Below are 23,708 nucleotides of genomic sequence, written 5' to 3' on the forward strand. Positions count from 1 at the left end.
CCTCCGCGACAGGACCCTCTCCGGCCGCCGGGGGGGGTCCTGTTGCGTGGATGCCCCCGATCCCACAGACTTCTACCCACCGGTAACATCCGTACCGGCAGATGCAGGATCCCTGCAGGGAAGCGTTGAGAGATCAAAGGAGATCGCGTGTCGAACCTCGCCAACAACCTCGTGGCCACTGCGACGAGGAGCCCCGCGGCGGTGGCCATCAAGCTCGACGACGTCGAGGTCACCTTCGGCGCCCTCGAGGCGCTCAGCCAGAAGGTCGCCACGCTCCTCGCGGAGCACGGGGTGCAGCGCGGCGACCGCGTGGCCCTGATCATGCCGAATATTCCTCAGATGGCATTCGTCTACTACGGGGTCCTCCGGGCCGGCGCCGTCGTCGTCCCGCTGAACCCTCTCCTCAAGGGGCGCGAGGTCGCCTACCACCTCACCGACTCGGGCGCGAAGCTCGTGTTCGCATGGGAGGGCATCATCGCCGAGGCGCAGGCCGGCGCCGAGGGCTCCGGTGCCGGGACGGGCGGGGACGTCGCCGTCGTGACGGTCGACGGCGGCGCCTTCATGCAGCGCGTCTCCGCGGCCGAGCCGACCCCGGGCGTCGTCGAACTCGACGGCGAGGACACCGCCGTGGTGCTGTACACCTCCGGGACCACTGGGCGGCCCAAGGGCGCCACGCTCTCCCACGCCAACCTCTCCCGGAACACGGAGATCTCCCGCGACCTCATGGGCACGAAGGAGGGCGAGGTCCTCTTCGGGGGGCTCCCGTTCTTCCACATCTTCGGGCAGACCTGCGCGCTGAACGCCGCGGTGCTCACGGGCGCCACCGTGACCCTGCTCCCCCGCTTCGAGCCCGGCAAGGCGCTCGAGATCATCCAGCGGGACCGCGTGACGATCTTCGAGGGCGTCCCCACCATGTACGTCGCGATGCTGCGCCACCCGGGCGTCACCGGCACGGACCTCTCCTCCGTCCGCGTGGCCGTGTCCGGCGGGTCCGCGCTGCCGGTCGAGGTGCTGCACGAGTTCGAGCGTGTGTTCGGGGCGGACCTGCTGGAGGGCTACGGCCTGTCCGAGACCTCGCCGATCGTGAGCTTCAACCGCGTGGGACAACTCCGCAAGCCCGGTTCCATCGGCACCCCGGTGGACGGCGTCGAGGTGAGGATGCTCGACCCGCAGGGCACCGAGGTGCCCCAGGGCGAGGTGGGAGAACTCGCCGTGCGCGGCCACTGCGTGATGAAGGGCTACTGGGAGAACGCGGACGCCACCGAGGCCGCCATCCCCGACGGCTGGTTCCGCACGGGGGACCTCGCGCGCGTGGACGAGGACGGCCTCCTCTTCATCGTGGACCGCAAGAAGGACGTGATCCTCCGCGGGGGTTACAACGTGTACCCGCGGGAGGTCGAGGAGGTCCTGTACGAGCACCCCGCGGTGGCGGAAGCCGCGGTGATCGGCGTGCCGGACGACCTGCACGGGGAGGAGATCGTCGCGGTCGTCGGCGTCCGGGCCGAGCACGCACCCGCCGATGACGCCGCCCGCGAGGCCCTCGCGGCGGAGATCATCGCCTTCGCGAAGGAGCGCGTGGCCGCCTACAAGTACCCGCGCCGCGTAGTGCTCGTCGAGGCGCTGCCCAAGGGACCCACGGGCAAGATCCTCAAGCGCGAGATCACGGTCTAGACCCGGCCCGCGCTGAAGACGCCGTAGACCTGCGCGGCGGCATCCTCCATCAGGGCCCCGGCCCCCTCGATCAGTTCGTCGAGGGCCATCGGTCCGGTCGCGAGGGAGAATGCCGCCGCCAGCCCGGCGTCGTGCACCCGGGCGGCCGGGAGCTGGACGCGCCCGGCGATCACCACGACGGCGCACGCCGCGGGGGCGTTCGCCACGACGGCGTGGACCACCTTCCCGCCGAGCGACTGGGCGTCGAAGGAGCCCTCGCCGGTGAGCACGAGATCCGCGTCGGCGAGCGCGCCGGCGAGTCCGACGGCGTCGGCCACGAGGGCGGAGCCGGGCACGATCTCGGCGCCGAGGAACGGGACGAGGACGGCGGGGAGTCCACCGGCCGCGCCCGCCCCCGGCACCTCGAGCATGTCCACGCCCGTCGACCCGGCGACCACCCGCGCCAGGCGGGAGAGCCCTGCTTCGAGGACGACGACGTCGTCCGGCGTCGCGCCCTTCTGCGGCCCGAAGACCGTCGCGGCGCCGCGCGGTCCGCACAGGGGGTTGTCGACGTCCACGGCGATGCGCCAGCGGACGTCACGGGCCCGGGGGTGGAGCTGCGACACGTCGATGGTCGCGAGGGCGCCCAGCGCGCCGCCGCCCGGGGTGAGCGGGTCGCCGTCGGCGTCGAGGAAGCGGGCCCCGAGGGCTGCCAGGAGGCCGGCACCGCCGTCGGTCGTCGCCGACCCGCCGATGCACAGCAGGATCTCGTCCGCGCCGTCGTCGAGGAGGCGGGCCGCGATCTCGCCCACGCCGTAGCTGGTGGCGGCGAGGGCGTCGAGGGGACGGTCGGCGACCAGGGGCAGGCCGTTGGCCTCAGCCGCCTCGAGGACCCCCCGGACCCGGGAGCCGGGCGCGCCGTGGTCCTCGGAGATGCCGTAACGCGCGGTCCGCACCCGGCCGGCGGCGTCGTGGCAGGAGGTGGTCCGCGCCTCGACGCGCCAGGCCGCGAGAAGGGCGTCCAGCGTCCCCTCACCACCGTCGGCAAGGGGTACCAGGACGACGTCGGGCGCCGGATGGCCCAGGCGGGCGGCGGCCGCCGTCACACCCGCGGACATGGCGAGGGCAGCCCCCGCTGCCGGAAGGCTCCCCTTGAGGGAGTCGGGTGCGAGGACGATCCTGAGCGGGCGGCGAGGCGCGGACGTGGTCACGCGTCCACCCTAACGGGCGCGCCCCGGACGGTCAGGCGCCGGTCAGGCGCCGGTCTCGCCGCCGTTGTCCGCCTCGAAGCCGGGGGCCACCTCTTCCTCGATGCCGGGTCCGCCGTAGCCGCCGGCGTCCTGCTCCTCCGGTGTGCCGGCCTGGTCGGCGCCCTGCTCCTCGGGATCGGCGGTGGGGGTGTCGTCGGGATTCTCGCTCATGGTGCTGCCTTCCTGATGCGTCTGCTCCCTGGCCGGGCGCTGATACTCAGCTTACTGATGATCGGTCCGCGGGCAACCCGCCATCGCGCCCACGGAACTCCCGCGTAACCCGCGCTGCACTGGTGTAATCGGGGCCGTTCTTTGACATGCTGGGGCCATGGCTAACCGAGCGGGCACAGTGGCCCTCCCCAGCGACCTCATCGACGTGACCAAACTGCTCGACGCGTACTTCGACGTCGAGCCCGATCTCTCCGATCCCGCCCAGCGGGTGGCGTTCGGCACGTCCGGCCACCGTGGCTCGTCCCTGAAGTCCTCCTTCAACGAGGGGCACATCGCGGCGATCACGCAGGCGATCGTCGAGTACCGCGCCGGTCAGGGCATCACGGGCCCCCTGTTCATGGGCAAGGACACCCACGCCCTGTCCGAGCCGGCGCAGAACACCGCCCTGGAGGTCCTCGCGGCCAACCGGGTGACCGTCCTGGTCGACGCCCGCGGCGCCTACACCCCCACCCCGGCCGTGTCCCACGCGATCCTCGCCCACAACGCGTCGCGCACCGAGCAGGCCGACGGCATCGTCATCACGCCCTCGCACAACCCTCCGGGTGACGGCGGCTTCAAGTACAACCCTCCGCACGGCGGCCCCGCCGACTCCGATGCCACCAACTGGATCGCCGACCGCGCCAACGCCCTGCTCGAGGACGGCCTGCGCGGGGTGAAGCGCCTGCCGATCGCCCAGGCCCGCACGGCGGACGGGATCGGCAGCTACGACTTCCTGCAGCACTACGTGGACGACCTCCCGTCCGTGCTGAACCTCGACGCCATCCGCTCGGCCGACGTGCACATCGGTGCGGACCCCATGGGTGGCGCCTCCGTGGACTACTGGGGCGCGATCGGGGAGCGCCACAACCTGAACCTAACGGTCGTGAACCCGACCGTGGACCCGCAGTGGGCGTTCATGACGCTGGACTGGGACGAGAAGATCCGGATGGACTGCTCCTCCCCGTTCGCGATGGCCTCCCTGATCAAGCGGGCCACGGAGTTCGACATCGCCACCGGCAACGACGCCGACGCGGACCGCCACGGGATCGTCACACCCGACGGCGGCCTCATGAACCCGAACCACTACCTCGCCGTCGCCATCCAGTACCTGTACGCGAACCGGCCCGACTGGCGCGCGGACGCCGTGATCGGCAAGACCCTCGTCTCGTCGTCGATCATCGACCGCGTCGCGGCGGACCTCGGACGCGTGCTGCACGAGGTCCCCGTGGGCTTCAAGTGGTTCGTGCCCGGCCTGCTGAGCGGCGACCTGGCCTTCGGCGGTGAGGAGTCCGCCGGTGCGTCCTTCCTGCGCCTCGACGGCACGCCGTGGAGCACCGACAAGGACGGCCTCCTGCTGGCCCTGCTCGCCTCGGAGATCACCGCGGTGACCGGCAGTACCCCGTCCCAGCACTATGCCGGGCTGACCGACCGCTTCGGCGCACCGGTCTACGCGCGGATCGACGCCGCGGCCACGCGCGAGCAGAAGGCGGCGCTCGGCAAGCTCTCGCCGTCGGACGTCACCGCGACGAGCCTCGCCGGCGAGGAGATCACGGCCCGCCTCACGGAGGCCCCGGGCAACGGCGCGTCCGTGGGCGGCCTGAAGGTGACCACCGAGAACGCGTGGTTCGCGGCACGGCCGTCGGGCACCGAGGACGTCTACAAGATCTACGCCGAGTCCTTCAGGGGCGAGGAGCACCTGAAGCAGGTGCAGGCCGAGGCGAAGGCCCTGGTGGACGGCGTGATCAGCTGACCCTGGTGCTACAGGAGCCTCCTCAGCAGCTTCCGTTTGATCGGCCCGAAGGGTGGGTACGCGAGCCGCAGCGTATCCACCCCGGTGGGCTTGGAGATCACGGGCTGCAGGTGGCTGAAGGTCAGGAACGACTGCCGCCCGTGGTAGCTGCCGGTCCCGCTCGCGCCGACGCCACCGAACGGCAGGCCGGGGACCGCGACCTGGATGGTGCAGACGTTGTGGGCGATCCCCCCGGCCTGGACGCGCTCCCTGAACCCGCGCAGGTGCTCGTCGCGGTCGCTGAACAGGTAGGCGGCGAGCGGGTGCGGGCGGGCGCCGATGAAGCGGATCGCCTCGTCCAGGTCCTCGACCTCGAGGATCGGCAGCAGCGGCCCGAAGATCTCCTCCTGCATGAGGGCGGACGAGGGGTCGACGTCGCGCAGGATGGTCGGCTCGATGTACCGCTCGGCGCGCTCGTGCCGTCCGCCCGAGACCACGGTGCCGTCCGCCAGCAGGCCCACGAGGCGGTCGAAGTGGTGCTCATTGATGATCCGCCCGTAGTCGCGGGACGTCAGCGGGTCGCTCCCGTAGAAGTCCCGGACGGTGTCCGCCAGCGCTGCGGCCAGTTCCGGCGCGGCGTCCGGCGTCGTCAGGATGTAGTCGGGGGCCACGCACGTCTGCCCCGCGTTCATGAACTTGCCGAGTGCGATCCTTCGGGCCGCGGCGCGGAGGTCCCCGCCCACGACGACGGCGGGCGACTTCCCGCCCAGCTCCAGGGTCACCGGCGTCAGGTGTTCGGCCGCGGCCCTCATGACGATCCTGCCGACGCGCTCACCCCCGGTGTAGAAGATGTGGTCGAACGGCTGTCCGAGCAGCGCCGTGCTGGCCTCGACGCCGCCCTCGACGACCGTGACGGCCTCCGGGTCCAGGTACTCCGGCACGAGCCGGGCGAGCGTCCGGGACGTCGCGCCGGCGAGTTCGCTGGGCTTGAGCACGGCGGCGTTGCCTGCGGCGAGCGCCCCGACGAGGGGCGCCAGCACGAGCTGGGCCGGGTAGTTCCACGGCCCGATGATCAGCACGACGCCGAGCGGTCGGGCCTGCGTCCATGCCCGGGCCGGGAGCAGCCCGGCGGGCACGCCGACCTTCTCGGGCACCATCCATCGGTCCAGATGCTTCAGGGCGAAGTCGACCTCGGCTCGCACGGAGGCGACCTCGGCGAGGAACGCCTCCGTGCGGCTCTTGCCGAGGTCCTCCTCGAGGGCCGTCGTGAGGTCGTCCGCCCGCTCGGAGAGCAGCCGGCGCAGGGCGCTCAGCTGTCCACGGCGCCACGCCGCGGGGCGCGTGACGCCCGTGTCGAAGTATCGTCGCCGGTCCGCCAGCAGTCCCGCGGCGTCCGTCACGTGCGTGTCGGTGCTCATCGGGCGCCCTCCTGATCGGGGGCGGTGCTCGGGCGCCCGGTGAATCCGTCCATGGAGCTGTACACCCTGAAGACCCGGCCCGCCACGACGTCCCAGACCGGCTGCGGCAGGATATTGCGGAGGATCCCGGCGAGCTGCACCGTCCAGGGCAGCTGGACGCGGGCCCGGCCGGCCAGCATGGCGCGCCATGCCTTGTCGACGACGTACTCCGGCTCCATCAGGGGTGTCATGAGCGGGCCGCGGGCGCCGTCGAACATGCCGGTCCTGATGTAGCTCGGGATGAGCGTGGTGACGCCGATGGGGTGGCCCGTGGACACCAGTTCCAGGCGCAGCGAGTCGCTCCAGCCGATGACCGCCCACTTCGAGGCCGCGTAGACGCTCATGCGGGGCACGGCCAGCGTGCCGGAGGCGGAGGCGACGTTGAGGATCCGCGCGGGCGTGCCGCGTTCCATCATCGCGGGCAGGAACGCGCGCGTCACGTGCATGGGCCCGCCGGTGTTGATGCGCAGCGTGAGATCGATGTCGGCGTGGTGGTCGTGCTCCCAGAAGTACTTCCCGCGCACGATCCCGGCGTTGTTCACCAGGACGTCCGGCACGCCGACCTCGTCGAGGACGGCGCCCGCGGCCGCCTGGACGGACTCCACGGACGCCACGTCGACCACATAGCTGTGCACGGAGGCAGCGCTCGAGGCGAGGCCCGCGACCACGTCCTCGAGGGCGCGGCCGTCCACGTCCCACAGCACGACGGCGGCCGCACCCTCCCTCGCCGCGCGTTCGGCGTACAACCTGCCCATGCCCATGCCGGCACCCGTGACCAGGACGATGCGCCCCCGAACCGTGAATCCCATGCGTGCCTCTTCCTCCGGAACAAGCAACGTAACATCCCGGCCCCACGCTCCCGGTAAACTTTCCCGGAACCCCGACCCGCTTTGGAAGGCATACCCATGAGTGCACGAGGCATCGGCTGGACCCTCCACGGTGACGGGAAGAACGTCCGGCCGGGCGGATTCGTCGCTCCGGAGGAACGCCTGACCTGGCCCAGGACCATCGGCATCGGCGCCCAGCACGTCGTCGCGATGTTCGGCGCGACCTTCCTCGTCCCGCTCATCACCGGGTTCCCGCCGTCGACCACCCTGCTCTTCTCGGGGATCGGGACCATCCTGTTCCTGGTGATCACCGCCGGGCGGGTGCCGAGCTACCTGGGGTCGAGCTTCGCGTTCATCGCCCCGATCGCGGCGGCCCAGTCCCAGCACGGGGCAGCGGGCGCGCTCGGCGGCATCATCATGGCCGGTGCGGCCCTCGCGCTGATCGGCCTGATCGTCCACACGGCGGGTACCCGGTGGATCCAGGTGGCCATGCCGCCCGTCGTCACGGGTGCCATCGTGGCGCTGATCGGGCTCAACCTCGCGCCGACCGCGAAGGCGAGCTTCGAGCAGGCGCCCCTGACCGCACTGGTCACGGTGATCTCGATCCTGCTCGTCACGGTGCTGTTCAAGGGCATCCTCGGGCGCCTGTCGATCCTCGTCGGCGTGCTCGCCGGGTACGCCGTCGCGATGGTCCGCGGCGAGGTGGACTTCGCCGCGATCGGGAGCGCCGCATGGATCGGCCTCCCGGAGTTCGCCGCCCCGGAGTTCCACCTCTCCGTCGTCGGGCTCTTCATCCCCGTGGTCCTCGTGCTGGTCGCCGAGAACATCGGCCACGTGAAGTCGGTGGCCGCGATGACGGGGCGGGACCTCGACCCGTACACCGGACGGGCCCTCATGGCGGACGGCCTCGCGACCATGGTCGCCGGGTCCGGTGGCGGGTCGGGAACCACGACCTACGCCGAGAACATCGGCGTGATGGCGGCGTCCCGCGTCTACTCGACGGCCGCGTACTGGGTGGCCGGCATCGTCGCGATCCTCCTGAGCCTGTTCCCGAAGTTCGGCGCGCTCATCGCGACCGTCCCCGCCGGGGTGCTCGGCGGAGCCGGCGTGGTCCTCTACGGCATGATCGGTATCCTCGGCGTCCGTATCTGGGTCCAGAATCAGGTCAACTTCTCCAACCCCATCAACCTGTCGACGGCCGGGGTGGCCCTGGTCATCGGCATCGCGGACTTCACCTGGGTGATCGGTGACCTGACCTTCGCGGGGATCGCCCTCGGTACGGCCGCCGCGCTCATCATCTTCCACGGCATGACGGCGATCGCGCGGGCGCGCGGGAGCGAGCACGTCGCCGGGCCGGAAGAGCTCGAATCGAGCGACCACGGAACACGGCCCTCGAAGCTGGGCTGACCCGTGACCGGTGCGAAGATGGGATCCATGCGCCCCTCCACCGCCTCCGGCACCCGATGAACACTCCGCGCGAGGTGTGGGCCTCCCCCGCATGGCGGCAGCAGGCCGAACAGTGGATCGACCTGGTGCTGGAATCGTTCGGCGTGACCCGCACGGGTCCCACCGACCAGCCGCGCCTGCGCTTCTGGTCGACGCAGCTCACGGTCCCCACGGACCACGGCACGCTCTGGTTCAAGGAGAACAACCTGGGCCAGCTCGCGGAGGCCTCGATCCTGTCCCTGCTCGGCGAACTGGCGCCGGACCACGTCATGGCCCCGCTCGCGATCGAACCCTCCCGCGGGTGGATGCTGACGGCGGACCACGGCGCGACGCTCGACAGCCTCGGATCGGACGACGCCGCGGCATGGGTCCGCATCACCACCGACTTCGCGGACCTGCAGCGGATCGCCGCCCCGCACGGCGAGCGGCTCGCCGAGGCAGGCCTCGTCACCATGAATCCCGAGGTTGCGGCGAACTTCGTCGAGAACCAGCTGCTCCTGCACACGGGGCTGCAGGCCGGGCACCCCATGTACCTGTCCGCGGAGGAGGCCGACGACGTCGTGCGCCGCCTGCCGGCCGTCCACCGCGCCGTCGACGCGCTGCGCGCCGTCCCGGTGCCGCTGTCCCTCGACCACAACGACCTGCACGCGCGGAACTGCTTCCTGCCCGGCACGAACGCCGAGCCGCTGCGGTTCTTCGACTTCGCGGACGCCTACTGGGCACACCCGTTCAGCGCCCTGCTCGTGCCCATCACGCAGATGCGGGAGCAGTGGAACACCACGCCGGAGGACCCGCGGATCCGGTCCGTCGTCACGGCCTACCTCGAACGCTGGACCGACCACGCGGCGCTGCCGGAGCTGCGGGCCGCCGTCGGACCCGCCCTGACGCTGGCGGGCATCCACCGGTACGGCTCCTGGCTGCGCCTGCTGGTCCATGCCGACGACGACGCCATGCGCGCGTACGCCCCCGCCGCACTGCACTACCTGAAGACGCTGACGGACCCGGTCCTCGAGCTCTAGCCGTGCACCCGCACTGCCGCCGTCGATGCGCATGTACGGCGGGTGCCGTCGATGCGCATGTACGGCGGGTGCCGTCGATGCGCCACCCACCACCACAGCTGCGCACCCGCGCGCCGACGACCGGGTCCCGCGGCATTCGACGCCGACCGGCTCAGTCCGGCGGGCGCCCCTGCGGCCAGACGGCCCTCTCGCCCATGCACTCGGCGAGGACGTCCGCGGCATCGGACACGATCCCGTGGACGCCGAGGTCCAGCAACCGGTCCATCCCGGCCCGCTCGTTGACCGTCCAGACGTGCACCTGCAGGCCCGCTTCCTCGCAGCGCCGGACGAAGCCCCGCGTCACGACCCGCACGCCGCGGTACGTCTCGGGGACCTGCAGCGCGTGGACCCGGGCCGCCCGGGCGACCGGTCCGGCCAGGCCCAGCGGCGCGGCGATCCTCAGGAGCGCGTTGACCGCCATCCCCGCCGACGACGCCGTCGGCCGGTCGAGCAGGCGCAGGACCGCCCGCCTCCGCCGGTCGGAGAAGGACGCGACGAGCACGCGGTCGTGGGCGGCGTGGCGGTTGATGAGGTCCGCGAAGGGCCGCACGCAGGTGTCGCTCTTCACGTCGACGTTGAGGCGCACCTCCGGCCAGCGCAGCAGGACGGCCTCGAGCGTCGGGATCCCCCCGCCCCCACCGACCGACAGCCGGCCCAGTTCCTGCGCGGTCCGCGCCGCGACCGGGCCGCGGTCCCCGGTGACGCGGTCGAGGACGTCGTCGTGGAAGACCATGACGACGCCGTCGCTCGAGGCATGGACGTCGATCTCGAGGTACCGGAAGCCCAGGGCGACGGCGTGTTCGAAGGCGGCCAGCGTGTTCTCCCCGCCGTCGGGGGCGAAGCCCCGGTGGGACAGCGCGATCGGCCGCGGCCGGGGAGGGGATCCCGCCGCGTTGTCGAGATAGGGGTAGCGGCCCGTGTCAGGCCGTGCGGAGCGCCGCAAGCCGTTGCTCCAGGATCTGCGCCACGCCGTCCTCGTCGAACGCGGGGGCCACGAGGTTCGCGGCGGCGAGCGCGTCGGGGTGCCCGGAGGCCATCGCGTACCCGTGGCCCGCCCAGTCGAGCATCTGGACGTCGTTGGGCATGTCCCCGAAGGCGACGACGTCGGCGGCGTCGATCCCGCGTGCCGCCGCGTACTGCGCGAGGGTGACGGACTTGTTGATCTCCGGCAGGGCCATCTCGAGCAGGGCCATCGTGGGTGCGGAGTGGGTCGTGGAGACCAGGTGTGCGACGGCGGGCCGGACGACGGCCAGGAAGTGGTCGGGCGAGACGGCCCTCTCCCGTGCGAGGAACTTCACGATGTCCTCGCCGGGCAGGGACTCCTCGAAGGCCTGGGCCGTGAGGCCACCGAGCAGTTCGGCCGTGGAGGGGTCGGCAAAACCCGACTCCACCTTGAATCCCGACACGGTCTCGGCCGCGAAGGTGGCCGCCGGGAAGAGCTTCCGGATGATGTCGCGGGCGGCATAGATGTTCTCGGGTGCGAGGAGCTTCGCGTCGAGCACGCGCTCCGACTCGAGGTCGTACGTCAGGGCGCCGTTGGAGCAGATGACCGTCCCCGTATGCCCGAGCTGGTCACGGAGGGGCTGGAGCCAGCGTGGCGGACGGCCCGTGACGAAGACGACGTCCACCCCGGCCTCCACGCAGGCACGGAACGCACGGATTGTGCGCTCGCTCATCCTGCCGTCATGCCCGACGACGGTGCCGTCCATGTCGCTCGCCACGAGGCGCATCGTCCACTCCTTCAGGTTCGGGACCTCCACCCTACCGGCGCCGGGCAGTCACCTGCAGGGGCTTGTCGGCGGGGCCGCTACTGCTCGTACGTGCCGGTCAGGCGGGCGCGGCCGATGGTGTGGGAGAACAGGTTGAAACCGAGGTAGGCGGGGCTGGCGTCGGCGGAGAGGTCCAGCGACTCGACATCCACGGCGTGGACCACCACGTGGTAGTGGTGCGGCCCGTGCCCCTCGGGTGGCGCGGCGCCCACGAAACCGGGGAACCCGCCGTCGTTCCGCAGCTGCACGGCACCCTCCGGCAGCAGGCCGGAACCCTCCGTTCCCGCGCCGGCGGGCAGCCACGTGGTGCTCATGGGCAGGTTCGCGACCGCCCAGTGCCAGAAGCCGCTCGCGGTCGGCGCGTCCGGGTCGTAGACCGTGACCGCGAAGCTCCGGGTGCCCTCGGGGAAGCCGCTCCAGGCGAGCTGCGGCGACTCGTCCTTGCCGCCCGCCCCCATCATCCCGGACGCCTGCGCGGCGTCGAGGGGAGCGCCGTCGGTGACGGTCTCGCTGGTGAGGTCGAACTCGGGGACCTGCGGAAGGTCTGCGTACGGATCGCGGGTCATCGCGTGCTCCTCTGGTCGTCGGTCGGGGTCCTCACGCGGCGTGGACCATCTCGTCCCGCGTGGGCGGGTTCGCTCCCGGGCGGGACACCGTGATGGCCGCGGCGCGTGCCGCGTACTGCAGCATCCCGGTCAGCTGCTCACGGGTGATTCGGAGCAGCGCGTCGCGGTGATGGGCGCCGTCGAGCCCGGAATCCACGAGCGAGCCCAGGAGGGCCGCCATGAACGAGTCCCCGGCGCCGACGGTGTCCACCACGGACGTGGGCGGCGCGGGGACGGACACCTCGCCCGCACGGCAGACGCCCCACGGGCCCTTCGAGCCGCGTGTCACGACGACGACGGCCGGACCGGCGTCCAGCCAGGCACGCGCCGACTCCTCGGGCGTGCGGTCGGGGTAGAGCCACTGGAGGTCCTCGTCGGAGGCCTTGACGACGTCGGCGAGCGCCACGAACTTCTCGGCCTGCTGCCGGGCGAACACCGCGTCGCGGATGATGGTCGGCCGGCAGTTGGGATCGTAGGTGACGGTCACCAGGGGATGGGCGCTCGTCACGAGGGCCAGGACGTCGTCCGCCCCCGGGGCGAGCATGGTCGCGATGGACCCGGTGTGCAGCAGGGTGGACCCGTCGAGGAGCGTGTCCTTCTGCCGGGCCAGTCCCGGGAGGTCCCAGACCAGCTGGAAGTCGTAGGACGCACCCCCCGCGGGGTCCAGGCGCGCGGTCGCGACGCTCGTGGGAGCGGTGTCCGGCCGGACGGGGAACGGCACCGCGTTGTCGCGGAGGTGCTGCTGGATCATCCGCCCGTAGTCGTCGTCGCCGTACCGGCCGACGAACTGGGCGGGGTGGCCGAGGCGCGCGAGGCCCACGGCCACGTTCATGGGACTGCCTCCCACGTGCGCGCGCATGGACGCGGTGTCGCTGACGACTTCGTCGATGAGGGTTTCCCCGATTACGGTGAGCACCCGTTCAACGTACCAGCCGCGGTCGCGGAGGGCCGGGGCTCTCCCGTCGTCCTACCTCGAGTGCCAGGGGAGGATCGACGGCCGCGGCGGTATCGGCCGGCCCCTGAAGCGCCGCACGCTGTAGACGATCAGGGCGAGCGCGATCATCGACGAGAGGATCAGGCTGATCCCCGTGCCCGTGCCGCCGAAGAGCCACCACTTGTCCGCGAGGAACCACCAGCCGGGCGTGGTGGGTTCCACGATCCAGACCACGCCGAGGGTCATGATCACGAACGAGCTCATGCAGCTCGCCGTGATCCGCGGAATCGTCTTCACCCCGAGGGCTGCGGCATGGAAGGCGTTCTCCTTCAGCGGCTTCAGGTACCGCCGTGCCCAGTGGTAGTGCCGTGAGAGGACGGCGAGGCCCGCGGCGAGCATCAGGAGCCCGGGGCCGGGCAGGACGAGGGCGGCGATCCCCACCACCACGAGGGTCCACCCGATCACCTCGGCGGCGGTACGGTGAACCCACCCCGGGAACCGCTCTTTCGCTGCCATGCTCACAGGATGCCACAGCCTCCCGAGTGCGCACGACGCCCGGCAGGGGGACCGGGGGCCCGGGCGGGGACCACGAGGGCCGGAACAAATACCGGGATACATGTGTTTGCATGGACAAGCCGGTGGATGGAAGGCCGGTCCGAACCCAGGAGGACAGCGTGACCGCACGAACCGAAGGTCTCCACCACGTCACCGCGATCGCGGGTGACCCGCAGAAGAACATCGACTTCTACATCAGGGGCCTGGGACTGCGCCTGGTCAAGAAGACGGTGAACTTCGACGATCCGGGGACGTACCACCTCTACTACGGCGACGAGGCCGGCCGCCCCGGCTCCCTCCTCACCTTCTTCCCGTGGCAGGGCATCCGCAGCGGCCGCGTGGGCAGCGGGCAGTCCACCACCACCGCGTTCTCCGTGCCGCAGGGCACCCTCGGCTGGTGGCAGGAACACTTCAAGGCGATCGGCGTCGAGTCGACCATCGCGCGCGCCTCGTCCGAGGAGGAGCGCCTGTCCCTCCGCGACCCCGACGGCCTGCAGATCGACCTCGTGGCCTCGTCCGTCTCCGACCCCCGCGACCCGTGGGACTCCGCCTCCGTCCCGGCCGAGTACGCCGTGCGAGGCCAGCACTCCTCGGTCCTCACGGTCCAGGATCCCGCCCGTACGCTCGAGACCTTCACGCGTGATCTCGGCATGACGGTCCTCGCCGAGAAGGACGGCCGCTACCGTCTCAGCACCCATGCCGGGGAGCCCGGTACCGTCGTCGACGTCGTCACCGACCCCCGCGGCGAGCGCGGTCTCGTGGCCGGGGGGACGGTGCACCACATCGCCTTCCGCGTTCCCGACCGGCAGACCCAGGAGGTGTGGCGCCAGGAACTCGCCGAGGGCGGGTACGCGGTGACGGCCATCCTCGATCGCCAGTACTTCACCTCGATCTATTTCCGCGAACCCGGCGGAACCCTGCTGGAGATCGCGACGGACACCCCCGGCTTCGACATCGACGAACCCCTGCTGGAACTGGGCCGCTCCCTCAAGCTGCCGCCGTGGCTCGAGCCGAACCGCGAGGCCATCTCCCACGCGGTCGCGACGATCGACCTGCCGGAGGAGAACAACCCCGCCGTCCAGGCCTTCTTCAGGAAGGCGGGCTCATGACCACCCCGCAGACGTGGCCGCACCTGTTCGAGGCAGGAGCAGCGGACGCCCCCGTCCTGCTGCTCCTGCACGGCACCGGCGGCACCGAACAGGACCTCCTGCCGCTCGCCGCCCGCCTGGCGCCCGGGGCGGGCTATCTCGCGCCGCGGGGCCCGGTGCAGGAGCACGGCCTCAACCGGTGGTTCCGCCGGTTCGGCGAGGGCGTGTTCGACGTCGACGACGTCGTCCGCCGCGCGGGCGAGCTCGCCGCGTTCCTCGGCTGGGCGCGGGACCACTACGGCATCGCCGACCGCCCGCTCGTCGCCGTCGGGTTCTCGAACGGGGCGAACATCGCCCTCGCCGCCGTGCTGCTCCACCCGGACGCCGTCTCCTCCGCGGTCGCCTTCTCGGGGATGTACCCCCTCGACGGGCGCACCATCGACGCGGACCTGACCGGGACGCACGTCGCCCTGTTCAACGGGACGTCCGACGTTATGGCCCCCATCGACAGCGTGACCCGCCTCGGTGCGATCCTGGAGAGCCGCGGCGCCGAAGTACAGCGGAACGTCCGCGAGGGCGGGCACGGAATCCACCCCACGGAGGTCGACGGCGCCGCCGCCTGGATCGCCTCCCGTACCCGGAAGGTCCCCCATGACTGAATCACCCACCACCGGGCTCGCAGCACGGGCCACCACCCTCTCCCGGCTCCACGCCGCCCCCGAGATCCTGCAGGTCGTCAACGTCTGGGACGTCATCAGCGCCAGGACCATCGCCGACATCCCCGGCACCACGGCCCTCGCCACGGCGAGCCACTCGATCGCCGCGTCGCTCGGGTACGAGGACGGCGAGAACATCCCCCTGGAGGAGATGATCGCGGCGGTCGGGCGGATCGCCGCGGCCACCACGCTCCCCGTGTCCGCCGACCTCGAATCCGGTTACGGGAATCCCGGGGACACCGTGCGCCGGGCGATCGGCGTGGGGATCGTCGGGGCGAACATCGAGGACCGGATGCGCCCGCTCGCCGACGCCGTGGCGCAGATGGAGGCAGCCGTGAAGGCCGGGCAGGCCGAGGGCATCGACTTCGTGCTGAACGCCCGCACGGACGCCTTCGTGAAGGCGGGCGACCGCGATCCGGCGGACGTCCTGGCCGAGGCCGTCGAGCGCGGCAAGGCGTTCCTCGCCGTCGGCGCGACCAACGTGTTCGTCCCCGGCCTGCTCGACGAGCACGCCGTGACCGCCCTCGTGGAAGCCTTCGGTCCGCAGCGGCTCAGCGTGATCAACGTGCCCGGCAGCCTGGCGCCCGCACGCCTGCAGGAACTCGGCGTCGCCCGGATCTCCTACGGCCCGTGGACGCAGCGCGTCGCCCTGACCGCGCTGGCGGACTCGGCGCGCGAGCTCCTCGCCGGCGGGGCCCTGCCCGAAGGGACGCTCCCCCTGAACTAGGGACCCGGCCCCGGTCAGCCCGAGGCGGGCAGGCCGGCTGCCTCCTCGAGGCGGTCGAGGATCGCCTCCCACGCCGGCGACCCGGGCGTGATGACGGCGAAGTGGTCGCCCGGGACGCGGACGAGTTCCGCCGTCGCACCCGCCGCCGTGGCCGCGGCCACGTACGCCTCCGACTGGCTGGGCGGCACCGTGGTGTCCTCGGTGCCGTGCACCGCGTACACGGGGACCTCGAGGGGAAGCACGGTCATCGGGTCGGCGAGCGCATAGCGCTCCGGGTCCCCGGGCGCGCCGAGCAGGTTCTCCACGGCGTTGCCGCTCAGGCCGAGCGCCCGGGCCTCCACGAGGTCCAGCACCCCGGCCTGGCTGACGACGGCGGTGAGCGGCACCACCGGCGTGCCGGCGCCCGGGGCACCCGATGGGAGCGCGAACCGCCCCGCCGCCCACACCGCGAGGTGGCCGCCCGCGGAGTGGCCGAGCGCCGTCGTCGAGCGCAGGTCCAGTCCGTGGTCGTCGGCCGCGACGGCGAGGTGGTCGATGCCCGCGGCGACGTCGTCGAACGTGGCGGGCCAGCCGCCCCCGTTACCCGCCCGCCGGTACTCGAGGTTCCAGCACGCGTAGCCGCGCGGGGCGAGGTCCTGTGCGAGGGGTTCGCCGAGCTCCGCGCCGTAGGTGGAGCGCCAGTAGCCGCCGTGGATGATCACCACGACGCCGCGCACCGCGGTCTCCCCGCCGGGCAGGTAGAGATCCGCGAACTGGCTCGGATCGTCGCCGTAGCGGTAGCGCTGCGGCGCCGCGGCGCCGGACCCGGTCTCCTGGCGGATCCCGCAGGCGGCGAGGAGGGCAGCCCCGGCGGCGGCCGGCAGGGCCAGGACGGAGCGGCGTCCCGGCGGACGCACGGCCTTCTCGCGATGCACAGGGGAAGCGTAACGGTCGCCGGGGTTGGATACGATGAAGACTCTCCTCGGAAAGGCTGGATGCATGGGCGCGTGGGACGATCTCGACGAGCGGCTGCGCCCTGCCGTCGAGGCGCATACGCGGGAGTTCGCCCGGGTCCGGCCCGCCCTGGACCGCGTCACCGAGGCCATGCGGTCCAGCATCGCCGCCATCTTCGAGGGTGCGGACCTGAGGCCCCTGTTCGTCACGGCACGCACCAAGACCGTCGAGTCCTTCCGCGACAAGGCGTCCCGTACGCTGCCGGCCGTGGACCCTGCGGACCCGCCCGCCCTCGTCTTCCCGGACCCGATGCGGAACCTGACGGATCTGGTGGGGGTCCGCATCATCACCACGCTGCCCCACGAGGTGGACCTCGCGGCGAACCTCCTCAAGCGGCAACGCCAGGAGTTCGACTGCCGGGGTGACCGGGAGAAGGACATCGGGTCCATCGAGTCCGGCACGTACGGCTATTCGAGCCGCCACCTCATCATGCGCACCATCCACAACGACGTGGTGCGCGGCTTCCAGCAGGCCGTGGACCCGGAGACGAGAGCTGCGGGGAGCTATCTCTTCGAGGTGCAGGTGCGCACCGTGCTGGCGCACGCCTGGTCGGAGATCGAGCACGACATCCGCTTCAAGGCGTCCAACCCGAAGGCCTGGAGCCCCTACTTCGACCGCCAGTTCACGGGCACGGCGGCCATGCTGGAAACCGTGGAATCGGCCTTCGCCGAACTGCACGAGCGGTACGAGACCGTCACCGGGTTCTGGGACGAGGACGGCGAGGGCAGCGCCCCACTGACGCCCAACCGCATCCGCGACGTCTGGCAGACGCTCCTGCCCCACGTGGACCGGAAATCGGACGACAACTGGGGGTGGGCCGCCGAGCTCCTCGCAGCGCACGGGCGGAAGACCACGCTGGAACTCGTCGACCTGCTGCAGGCGGACACCATCACCACGGTCCGCAAGGCCCTCGACCACCGGTACTCCCCCGGCCCGGACCGGCTCCTCGACGACATGCTGCTGTGGCACTACGGCGAGCGCCACATCGACCTGACGGCCGAGGCGCCGGATGCCGGAAGCACGTCCCGCCGGGACAGCCTGCAGCGCCGGCACCGCCAGATGGAGATCTATCGGGCGCAGCACCCCGGCTCCTGACATCGCAGGCTCCGCACCTCACCGTCCCGGCGAGCGCGCTCCGGTCAGGGTGTGCCCGCCCGGTACTTCCCGGCCCGGCGCTCCAGCCGGTCATCGGCCGGCAGGCGCTTGACGCGTGCCAGTTCGTACTCGATGGCCGAGGCCATCCGCTCGCAGAACGCCCGTCCCTCCTCGGCGGCGTCGGGCCGCTCGTCCACCACGTGGTCCACGACGCCCCGGTCCACGAGCGCGGCGACCTTCACCCCCTGGGCCTCCGCCATCCCGGGCGCCCTGTCCACCGTGCGGTGGACGATCGCGCTGGCCCCCTCGGGCGGGAGCGGCGAGAGCCAGGCGTGCTGGGCGGCGATGGTGCTGTCCGCGGGGAGCAGGGCGAGCGCGCCTCCCCCCGCCCCCTGGCCCAGCAGCACGGAGACCGACGGCGAGGCGAGCCCGATGAGGTCGTGCAGGGACCGGGCGATCTCCCCGGCGAGTCCGCCCTCCTCGGCCTCCCGGGACAGGTCCGCGCCGGCGGTGTCGATGACGGTCAACAGCGGGAGGCCCAGTTCCTCGGCGAGCTTCATGCCGCGCCGCGCCTCCCGGAGCGACGCCGGGCCCATCACCGCGTCCTCGGGGCGCCGCGGCCGCTGGTGGCCGAGCACGATGCACGGTTGCTCCCCGAACCGGGCCAGGGCGAGCAGCAGCCCGGGGTCCTTCTCGCCCTGCCCGGTCCCGTTGAGCGGCAGGACGTCGCGGGCTCCGGCGGCGAGCAGGCGCCGGAGGTCGGGGCGCCGCCGGTTGCGCGAGACGAGGATGGACGTCCAGGCGTCGCCGTCGCCGGGGGTGACGGCGGTGGTCGGGGGCGGCGGGGGCAGGCGGGCCGGGTCCGCGAGCAGCACGGAGAGTGCCGTGTCGACGATCGCCGCCAGCTGGCCGGGCGGGACGACGGCGTCGATGAGTCCCTTGTCGAACAGGTTCTCGGCCGTCTGGACACCGGACGGGAAGGCTTCCCCGTAGAGCGCCTCGTAGACGCGCGGCCCCAGGAAGCCGAGCAGCGCGCCGGGTTCAGCGACCGTGACGTGGCCGAGGGACCCCCAGGACGCCATGACGCCGCCGGTGGTGGGGTGCCGGAGATAGACGAGGTAGGGCAGCCCGGCCTGCCGGTGGGCCCGCACGGCGCCGGTGATGTCCACCATGGAGAGGAACGCGGGCGTGCCTTCCTGCATGCGCGTGCCGCCCGATGCCGGACCGGCCAGGAGGGGCAGCCCCTCCGCCGTAGCCCTGCGGACCGCGGCCGTGATCCGGTGCGCGGCCGCACGGCCGATCGAACCCGCGAGGAAGGTGAACTCCGAGACGATGACGGCCACCCGTCGGCCGTGGATGAGTCCCTCGCCGGTCAGCACCGATTCGTCCGCCCCGCTCTTCTCCCGTGCCCGCCGCAGCTCCTCCTCGTACGCTGCACTCGCACCGGCGTAGGGCGAGGGGACGGGACCGTCCCATGAGGTGAAGGACCCGGCGTCGAGGACGGCGTCGATGAGTTCGCGTGCGGTCAGGTGCCGGGCGCGGGCCTCACCGCTCACGAGCCGTCGCTGCCCGACGCGGCGAGCCACGCACGGATCGCCGCGCCGTCGCCGTCGAGCAGCGGCGGCGCGCTGTGGCTGCGGGTGGTCGTCTCGGAGGCGCCGTCGAAGAAACGCAGGGGTGGGCCGGGCAGTGCGATGGTGCCGAGCACGGGGTGGTCGACGTCCAGGAGCAGGCCCTGGGCGTGCACCTGGTCCCAGGCGTACACCTCGTCGAGCGTCCGCACCTTGCCGGCGGGGATCCCCGCCTCGTTGAGCTTCGCGAGGAGCGGCTCGGACTCGTAGGCGGAGAACGCGTCCTCGACGGTCCGGATCAGCAGGTCCCGGTTCCGCACCCGGTCCGCGTTCGAGGCGAACTCGGGCCTGTCGGCGTCGAGCCCGAACGCCGCGGTGAAGGCGGCCCACAGCTTCTCGCTGCCCACACTGATCTGCACCTTGCCGCCCCGGCAGTTGAACAGTCCGTAGGGCGCGATCGAGGGATGGTGGTTGCCCTGCGCCTGCGGCACCTCGCCCGCCACGGTGGTCCGGGTGCCCTGGAACGCGTGGACGCCGATGATCGCGGCGAGCAGCGAGGTGCGTACCACCTGGCCCTTGCCCGTCCGTTCCCGCTCCAGCAGCGCGGCGACCGCCCCGTAGGCCCCGTACATCCCGGACAGGAGGTCGGCGATGGGGACGCCGACGCGCTGCGGGTTGTCGGGGTCCGGCCCGGTGACGGACATGAGGCCCGCCTCGCCCTGCACGATCTGGTCGTAGCCGCTGCGCTTCGCCTCGGGGCCGTCGTGCCCGAACCCGGTGATGGAGAGGATGACCAGCCCGGGGTTCAGCTCCAGCATCGCGTCCGTGGAGAAGCCGAGCCGGTCCAGGACCCCCGGCCTGAAGTTCTCGACGACGACGTCCGCGCGGCGGAGCAGTTCGGTGAGGACCGCCCGTCCGTCCTCGCTCTTGAGGTCGAGGGCGATCGATTCCTTGTTCCTGTTGCAGGACAGGAAGTAGGTGGACTGGCGGTCCTCCTCCGGGCCGACGAAGGGCGGACCCCACCCGCGGGTGTCGTCCCCGGTGCCCGGGGTCTCCACCTTGATGACGCGCGCGCCGAGGTCGCCCAGCATCATCCCGGCGTGCGGTCCGGCGAGGGCCCTGCTGAGGTCGACGACGAGGCGGCCGGCGAGCGGTCCGCCGCGCTCCCCGCCGGCGGTCGGGTGCGGTGCGGTGGTCTCGGCGGTCATGGTTCCTCCGGTGGTCGTGCTGTCGGGCGGGGTGGTCGGGTGGGCCGGCTCAGAGCCAGCCGGGGACCACGAGGACGAGCCAGGCGATGAGCGGACCGGCGACGACGACGATCGCGCCGTAGCCGAGGATCTGCTTGTAGAAGCGGTCCTTGTCCGTGCCCTCCGGGGCGTTCGCGAGGACGAGAGCGCCGTTGGTGGAGAACGGCGAGACGTCCACGATCGTGGAGGACACGGCGAGCGCGCAGACCACGCCGACGGCGCCCACGGCCCCGGTCTCCAGGAACGGGATGGCCAGGGGGATCAGCGCCGCGAGGATGGCCGTCGAGGACGCGAACGCCGACACCACGGCACCGATGTAGCAGATCAGCAGCGCTGCGAGGAGCGGCATGCCGAGGCTGGCGACGCCGTCGGACACGTAGTCGATGGTGCCGGCGGCCTCGAGGACGCCCACGAAGGTGAGCATGCCGCAGATGAGCAGGACGGTGGACCAGGCGATCTTGTTGACGGCTCCGCTCTGCGCCTTGGGGGAGATCAGGGCGAGGACGACGGCGACCGTGATGGCGACGAAGCCGACGTCGACGCTGAACCCGAGGGCGACGACCGCGAGGGCGATCAGGCCGAGGATGGTGGCGCCCTGGGACACGCGGTCCTCGCGGGTCCTGGTGGCGACGACGCCGTCGCCCGCCGGGTCGCGCGGACCGTAGGTGCCGCTGCCGGTCCCCTTGTAGGCGACGTCGGCCCGGCGGACCCCGGGGCTCACGTTCAGGCGTGCCTCGGCGGCCTCCTCCACGAAGTGGGAGACGCGCGAGGACATGAGGGTGCGGCCGCCGAGGACCACGAACAGCACGACGGCGATGAGCAGGTTGAAGATGAAGCTCGCCAGGAAGACGGCGAGCGGGCTGTACTCGAACCCGGACTCCCCCACGATGTCATTGACGATCACGCCGTAGACCGCGATCGGCGAGAAGCCGCCGGCCTGCGCGCCGTGGACCACCATCATGCCCATGAGCAGCGGGGAGATCTTGTGGCGGGCCGCGAAGCCGAGCGCCACGGGGGCCATGATGGCGACGGCGGCGGGGCCGAGCGCGCCGACGGCGGTGATGACCGCGGTGATCAGGAACATCACCCAGGGGATGAGTGCCACCCGGTTGCGCACGAGTTTCACGGCACCCTGCACGAGCAGGTCGATCGTCCCGTTGTTCTGGGCGATGGCGAAGAGATAGGTCACCCCGACCAGGGTGAGGAACAATCCGCCGGGGAATTCGGCGATGATGTCGTCGGTGTCCATGCCGAGGACGACGGCTCCCAGCAGGAAGGCGCCGACGAAGGCGAGCGCCCCCATGTTGATGGGCAGCAGGGTGGCTATCAGGAACATCGCCGCGAGGATGATGATCGATAGGAGTGGAGCGGACATCGTTATCCTCCAGCGGGCGATGGACAGGGGGCTGAGCTGTGACGTGTGTTACAGGCTCACTGGCCTAGCCTGTAGGAGAGTGGGTGTCCCTGTCAATCGACGAGCGATAGCATGAGCCCCACCACGACAGGGGGAGCCCAGGATGACCGACGACGCCAGCCCACCACCGCTCGGCCGCCTTGCGCGCCCGCGGCTCTACGAACAGCTCGTCGAGCAACTCCTCGGCTACATCGAGTCGGCGAAGCTCCGCCCCGGCGATCTCCTGCCCGCCGAACGTGATCTCGCCGAACGGCTCGGCGTCTCCCGGGCGACGCTGGCCCAGGCACTCGTGGCACTCGAGGTCCTCGGCGTGATCGACGTGCAGCACGGGACCGGAGCGGTGCTGCGTCACCGCGCCAGCGTGGCCAGCGTCATCAAGGGCCTGCGCGAGCATCGGAGCCGCCTCCCCGATATCGTCGAGGCCCGCAGCACGCTCGAGGTCAGGCTCGCCGCCCTCGCGGCGGAGCGCCGGACGGACGAGGACCTCGCGGCGATCGACCGGGCCCTCGAGGAGATGCGCGCGGAGATCGACGACGGCGGGCGCGGGGCGCGCGGCGACGAGCTCTTCCACCAGGCCGTCACGGCGGCCGCGCACTCCCCGGTGCTGGCACAGCTCATGGCCTTCATCGGCGAGATGGTGCTCGAGACCCGCCTCGAATCCCTGACCCAGCCCGGCCGGCCGGAGCAGTCCCTGGCATCGCACCGGAGCATCACCGAGGCCGTCCGGGCGCAGGACCCGGTCGCGGCGGCGGACGCCATGCAGCGCCACATCGAACTCGTCTCGGACGTCGCCCTGCTGGACTAGCCGTACCGGGCCGGGACGTACGGTGGCGGCCGGCCCTCGGGACCGGCCGCCGCCGTACGCGGCTCTGCGGCTCCGGGGATCAGGCCTCGGACACCTGCGCCGCGAGGTTCGCCAGCGTCGAGTCCAGGGCCTCCTGCGAGACCTCGGGGAAACTGAGCTGCTTGAGGATGGCCTTGTCCGTGACCGCCGACCAGTCGTAGGTCACGGAGACCTCGGTGGAGTCCGGGCCCGCGGGCTGCAGTTCCCACACCCACTCCCACCCCGGGGGCACTTCACCGGCGGGCGCCGTCTTCCAGGCCAGCAGCTTGTTCGGGTCGTAGCCCACCACGTGGTTGTCGGTCTGGTAGTCACCGCCCATCTTGTCCCATTTCTGGTTCATGGTGAACGTCTGCCCGACGCCCGTGATGCGGTCCGACTTGCTGTCCGACTGCACCATGCCCGAGCCGTCGAGGGCGGCGTGGTGCGCGGGGTTGGACAGCAGGTCGAAGATCGCACCGGCGGGTGCGTCGATGGTGCGGGTCGCGGTAATGCGGGACTCGGTCATACGGAGTTCTCCTTCTGG

23 protein-coding genes are annotated in these 23,708 nt (G+C 71.9%); 9 read left to right on the forward strand and 14 right to left on the reverse strand.

Annotated elements, in window-relative coordinates:
* Nucleotides 1-147 precede the first annotated feature (147 nt).
* Complete coding sequence (locus CXQ92_RS09355) at nucleotides 148-1,671, forward strand: long-chain fatty acid--CoA ligase (protein ID WP_104167484.1); 1,524 nt, start codon at nucleotides 148-150, stop codon at nucleotides 1,669-1,671.
* Here the strand turns inward: CXQ92_RS09355 and CXQ92_RS09360 are convergent.
* The gene (locus CXQ92_RS09360) at nucleotides 1,668-2,861 is read right to left on the reverse strand and encodes a glycerate kinase (protein ID WP_104167485.1); all 1,194 of its coding nucleotides are present in this window, start codon (nucleotides 2,859-2,861) and stop codon (nucleotides 1,668-1,670) included. The two genes, CXQ92_RS09355 and CXQ92_RS09360, sit on opposite strands and share 4 nt — an antisense overlap.
* A 42-nt stretch (nucleotides 2,862-2,903) precedes the next feature.
* Nucleotides 2,904-3,071, reverse strand: a complete 168-nt coding sequence (locus tag CXQ92_RS18140) for a hypothetical protein (RefSeq protein ID WP_181033610.1) — start codon at nucleotides 3,069-3,071, stop codon at nucleotides 2,904-2,906.
* Between the two features lie 157 nt (nucleotides 3,072-3,228).
* Here CXQ92_RS18140 and pgm point away from each other — a divergent pair, with 157 nt between their 5' ends.
* Complete coding sequence (gene pgm, locus CXQ92_RS09365) at nucleotides 3,229-4,860, forward strand: phosphoglucomutase (alpha-D-glucose-1,6-bisphosphate-dependent) (RefSeq protein ID WP_104167486.1); 1,632 nt, start codon at nucleotides 3,229-3,231, stop codon at nucleotides 4,858-4,860.
* A gap of 8 nt (nucleotides 4,861-4,868) precedes the next feature.
* Here the strand turns inward: pgm and CXQ92_RS09370 are convergent, their stop codons facing one another.
* Together CXQ92_RS09370 and CXQ92_RS09375 are read right to left on the reverse strand one after the other, a co-directional pair.
* On the reverse strand, nucleotides 4,869-6,257 hold the full coding sequence (locus tag CXQ92_RS09370; protein ID WP_104167487.1) for an aldehyde dehydrogenase family protein: 1,389 nt from the start codon (nucleotides 6,255-6,257) through the stop codon (nucleotides 4,869-4,871).
* Complete coding sequence (locus CXQ92_RS09375) at nucleotides 6,254-7,105, reverse strand: SDR family NAD(P)-dependent oxidoreductase (RefSeq protein WP_104167488.1); 852 nt, start codon at nucleotides 7,103-7,105, stop codon at nucleotides 6,254-6,256. The genes CXQ92_RS09370 and CXQ92_RS09375 overlap by 4 nt, the downstream gene beginning before the upstream one ends.
* A gap of 96 nt (nucleotides 7,106-7,201) precedes the next feature.
* Here CXQ92_RS09375 and CXQ92_RS09380 point away from each other — a divergent pair, with 96 nt between their 5' ends.
* A complete protein-coding gene (locus tag CXQ92_RS09380) occupies nucleotides 7,202-8,530 on the forward strand; it encodes a uracil-xanthine permease family protein (protein ID WP_104167489.1) in 1,329 nt (442 codons plus the stop codon).
* Between the two features lie 56 nt (nucleotides 8,531-8,586).
* Complete coding sequence (locus tag CXQ92_RS09385) at nucleotides 8,587-9,588, forward strand: hypothetical protein (protein ID WP_146067426.1); 1,002 nt, start codon at nucleotides 8,587-8,589, stop codon at nucleotides 9,586-9,588.
* Between the two features lie 151 nt (nucleotides 9,589-9,739).
* On the opposite strand, the gene CXQ92_RS09390 is transcribed toward CXQ92_RS09385, so the two are convergent.
* The 5 genes from CXQ92_RS09390 to CXQ92_RS09410 form a co-directional block, all read right to left on the reverse strand.
* Nucleotides 9,740-10,570: a glycerophosphodiester phosphodiesterase family protein gene (locus CXQ92_RS09390; protein ID WP_258069837.1), complete on the reverse strand. Its 831-nt coding sequence runs from the start codon at nucleotides 10,568-10,570 to the stop codon at nucleotides 9,740-9,742.
* The gene (locus CXQ92_RS09395; protein ID WP_104168182.1) at nucleotides 10,548-11,357 is read right to left on the reverse strand and encodes an HAD family hydrolase; all 810 of its coding nucleotides are present in this window, start codon (nucleotides 11,355-11,357) and stop codon (nucleotides 10,548-10,550) included. Before CXQ92_RS09395 ends, CXQ92_RS09390 begins: the two co-directional genes overlap by 23 nt.
* A gap of 77 nt (nucleotides 11,358-11,434) precedes the next feature.
* Nucleotides 11,435-11,962, reverse strand: a complete 528-nt coding sequence (locus tag CXQ92_RS09400) for a YbhB/YbcL family Raf kinase inhibitor-like protein (protein ID WP_104167491.1) — start codon at nucleotides 11,960-11,962, stop codon at nucleotides 11,435-11,437.
* Between the two features lie 31 nt (nucleotides 11,963-11,993).
* A complete protein-coding gene (locus CXQ92_RS09405) occupies nucleotides 11,994-12,917 on the reverse strand; it encodes a carbohydrate kinase (RefSeq protein WP_104167492.1) in 924 nt (307 codons plus the stop codon).
* Between the two features lie 51 nt (nucleotides 12,918-12,968).
* Nucleotides 12,969-13,451: a PGPGW domain-containing protein gene (locus tag CXQ92_RS09410; RefSeq protein ID WP_104167493.1), complete on the reverse strand. Its 483-nt coding sequence runs from the start codon at nucleotides 13,449-13,451 to the stop codon at nucleotides 12,969-12,971.
* A 158-nt stretch (nucleotides 13,452-13,609) separates the two neighbouring features.
* Between CXQ92_RS09410 and CXQ92_RS09415 the strand changes: the two genes are divergently transcribed.
* Genes CXQ92_RS09415 through CXQ92_RS09425 form a run of 3 tightly spaced genes read left to right on the forward strand, consistent with a single transcriptional unit; the run spans nucleotide 13,610 to nucleotide 16,021 of the window.
* Complete coding sequence (locus tag CXQ92_RS09415; RefSeq protein WP_104167494.1) at nucleotides 13,610-14,599, forward strand: ring-cleaving dioxygenase; 990 nt, start codon at nucleotides 13,610-13,612, stop codon at nucleotides 14,597-14,599.
* Nucleotides 14,596-15,237 (forward strand): alpha/beta hydrolase, encoded by a 642-nt coding sequence (locus CXQ92_RS09420; protein ID WP_104167495.1) that lies wholly within the window; start codon nucleotides 14,596-14,598, stop codon nucleotides 15,235-15,237. Before CXQ92_RS09415 ends, CXQ92_RS09420 begins: the two co-directional genes overlap by 4 nt.
* Entirely contained in the window at nucleotides 15,230-16,021 is a 792-nt protein-coding gene (locus CXQ92_RS09425; RefSeq protein WP_104167496.1) for an isocitrate lyase/phosphoenolpyruvate mutase family protein, read from the forward strand. Before CXQ92_RS09420 ends, CXQ92_RS09425 begins: the two co-directional genes overlap by 8 nt.
* Before the next feature lie 14 nt (nucleotides 16,022-16,035).
* Here CXQ92_RS09425 and CXQ92_RS09430 read toward each other — a convergent pair whose 3' ends face one another.
* Nucleotides 16,036-16,842: an alpha/beta hydrolase gene (locus CXQ92_RS09430; RefSeq protein ID WP_258069919.1), complete on the reverse strand. Its 807-nt coding sequence runs from the start codon at nucleotides 16,840-16,842 to the stop codon at nucleotides 16,036-16,038.
* A 157-nt stretch (nucleotides 16,843-16,999) separates the two neighbouring features.
* Here CXQ92_RS09430 and CXQ92_RS09435 point away from each other — a divergent pair, with 157 nt between their 5' ends.
* Nucleotides 17,000-18,109 (forward strand): GTP pyrophosphokinase family protein, encoded by a 1,110-nt coding sequence (locus CXQ92_RS09435; RefSeq protein ID WP_104167498.1) that lies wholly within the window; start codon nucleotides 17,000-17,002, stop codon nucleotides 18,107-18,109.
* 44 nt (nucleotides 18,110-18,153) lie between these two features.
* On the opposite strand, the gene CXQ92_RS09440 is transcribed toward CXQ92_RS09435, so the two are convergent.
* The 3 genes from CXQ92_RS09440 to CXQ92_RS09450 are packed head-to-tail and all read right to left on the reverse strand — an operon-like array spanning nucleotide 18,154 to nucleotide 22,302.
* A complete protein-coding gene (locus CXQ92_RS09440) occupies nucleotides 18,154-19,665 on the reverse strand; it encodes a carboxyl transferase domain-containing protein (RefSeq protein WP_104168183.1) in 1,512 nt (503 codons plus the stop codon).
* Complete coding sequence (locus tag CXQ92_RS09445; protein WP_104167499.1) at nucleotides 19,662-20,888, reverse strand: CaiB/BaiF CoA-transferase family protein; 1,227 nt, start codon at nucleotides 20,886-20,888, stop codon at nucleotides 19,662-19,664. Before CXQ92_RS09445 ends, CXQ92_RS09440 begins: the two co-directional genes overlap by 4 nt.
* A 49-nt stretch (nucleotides 20,889-20,937) precedes the next feature.
* A complete protein-coding gene (locus CXQ92_RS09450; RefSeq protein WP_104167500.1) occupies nucleotides 20,938-22,302 on the reverse strand; it encodes an SLC13 family permease in 1,365 nt (454 codons plus the stop codon).
* A 142-nt stretch (nucleotides 22,303-22,444) separates the two neighbouring features.
* Here CXQ92_RS09450 and CXQ92_RS09455 point away from each other — a divergent pair, with 142 nt between their 5' ends.
* Complete coding sequence (locus tag CXQ92_RS09455; RefSeq protein WP_104167501.1) at nucleotides 22,445-23,146, forward strand: FadR/GntR family transcriptional regulator; 702 nt, start codon at nucleotides 22,445-22,447, stop codon at nucleotides 23,144-23,146.
* Nucleotides 23,147-23,225: 79 nt separating this feature from the next.
* Here the strand turns inward: CXQ92_RS09455 and CXQ92_RS09460 are convergent, their stop codons facing one another.
* The gene (locus CXQ92_RS09460) at nucleotides 23,226-23,690 is read right to left on the reverse strand and encodes an SRPBCC family protein (protein WP_104167502.1); all 465 of its coding nucleotides are present in this window, start codon (nucleotides 23,688-23,690) and stop codon (nucleotides 23,226-23,228) included.
* Nucleotides 23,691-23,708: the final 18 nt, after the last annotated feature.

This window comes from Arthrobacter sp. SX1312 (assembly GCF_002929295.1).
Classification (GTDB): domain Bacteria; phylum Actinomycetota; class Actinomycetes; order Actinomycetales; family Micrococcaceae; genus Arthrobacter_D.

Bases quoted from the DNA above. Each gene is read 5' to 3' on its own strand.
- CXQ92_RS18140 (WP_181033610.1), bottom strand. From the start codon at position 3,071: ATGAGCGAGAATCCCGACGACACCCCCACCGCCGATCCCGAGGAGCAG.
- pgm (WP_104167486.1), top strand. From the start codon at position 3,229: ATGGCTAACCGAGCGGGCACAGTGGCCCTCCCCAGCGACCTCATCGAC.
- CXQ92_RS09370 (WP_104167487.1), bottom strand. From the start codon at position 6,257: ATGAGCACCGACACGCACGTGACGGACGCCGCGGGACTGCTGGCGGAC.
- CXQ92_RS09375 (WP_104167488.1), bottom strand. From the start codon at position 7,105: ATGGGATTCACGGTTCGGGGGCGCATCGTCCTGGTCACGGGTGCCGGC.
- CXQ92_RS09380 (WP_104167489.1), top strand. From the start codon at position 7,202: ATGAGTGCACGAGGCATCGGCTGGACCCTCCACGGTGACGGGAAGAAC.
- CXQ92_RS09385 (WP_146067426.1), top strand. From the start codon at position 8,587: ATGAACACTCCGCGCGAGGTGTGGGCCTCCCCCGCATGGCGGCAGCAG.
- CXQ92_RS09395 (WP_104168182.1), bottom strand. From the start codon at position 11,357: ATGCGCCTCGTGGCGAGCGACATGGACGGCACCGTCGTCGGGCATGAC.
- CXQ92_RS09400 (WP_104167491.1), bottom strand. From the start codon at position 11,962: ATGACCCGCGATCCGTACGCAGACCTTCCGCAGGTCCCCGAGTTCGAC.
- CXQ92_RS09410 (WP_104167493.1), bottom strand. From the start codon at position 13,451: ATGGCAGCGAAAGAGCGGTTCCCGGGGTGGGTTCACCGTACCGCCGCC.
- CXQ92_RS09420 (WP_104167495.1), top strand. From the start codon at position 14,596: ATGACCACCCCGCAGACGTGGCCGCACCTGTTCGAGGCAGGAGCAGCG.
- CXQ92_RS09425 (WP_104167496.1), top strand. From the start codon at position 15,230: ATGACTGAATCACCCACCACCGGGCTCGCAGCACGGGCCACCACCCTC.
- CXQ92_RS09435 (WP_104167498.1), top strand. From the start codon at position 17,000: ATGGGCGCGTGGGACGATCTCGACGAGCGGCTGCGCCCTGCCGTCGAG.
- CXQ92_RS09445 (WP_104167499.1), bottom strand. From the start codon at position 20,888: ATGACCGCCGAGACCACCGCACCGCACCCGACCGCCGGCGGGGAGCGC.
- CXQ92_RS09450 (WP_104167500.1), bottom strand. From the start codon at position 22,302: ATGTCCGCTCCACTCCTATCGATCATCATCCTCGCGGCGATGTTCCTG.
- CXQ92_RS09455 (WP_104167501.1), top strand. From the start codon at position 22,445: ATGACCGACGACGCCAGCCCACCACCGCTCGGCCGCCTTGCGCGCCCG.
- CXQ92_RS09460 (WP_104167502.1), bottom strand. From the start codon at position 23,690: ATGACCGAGTCCCGCATTACCGCGACCCGCACCATCGACGCACCCGCC.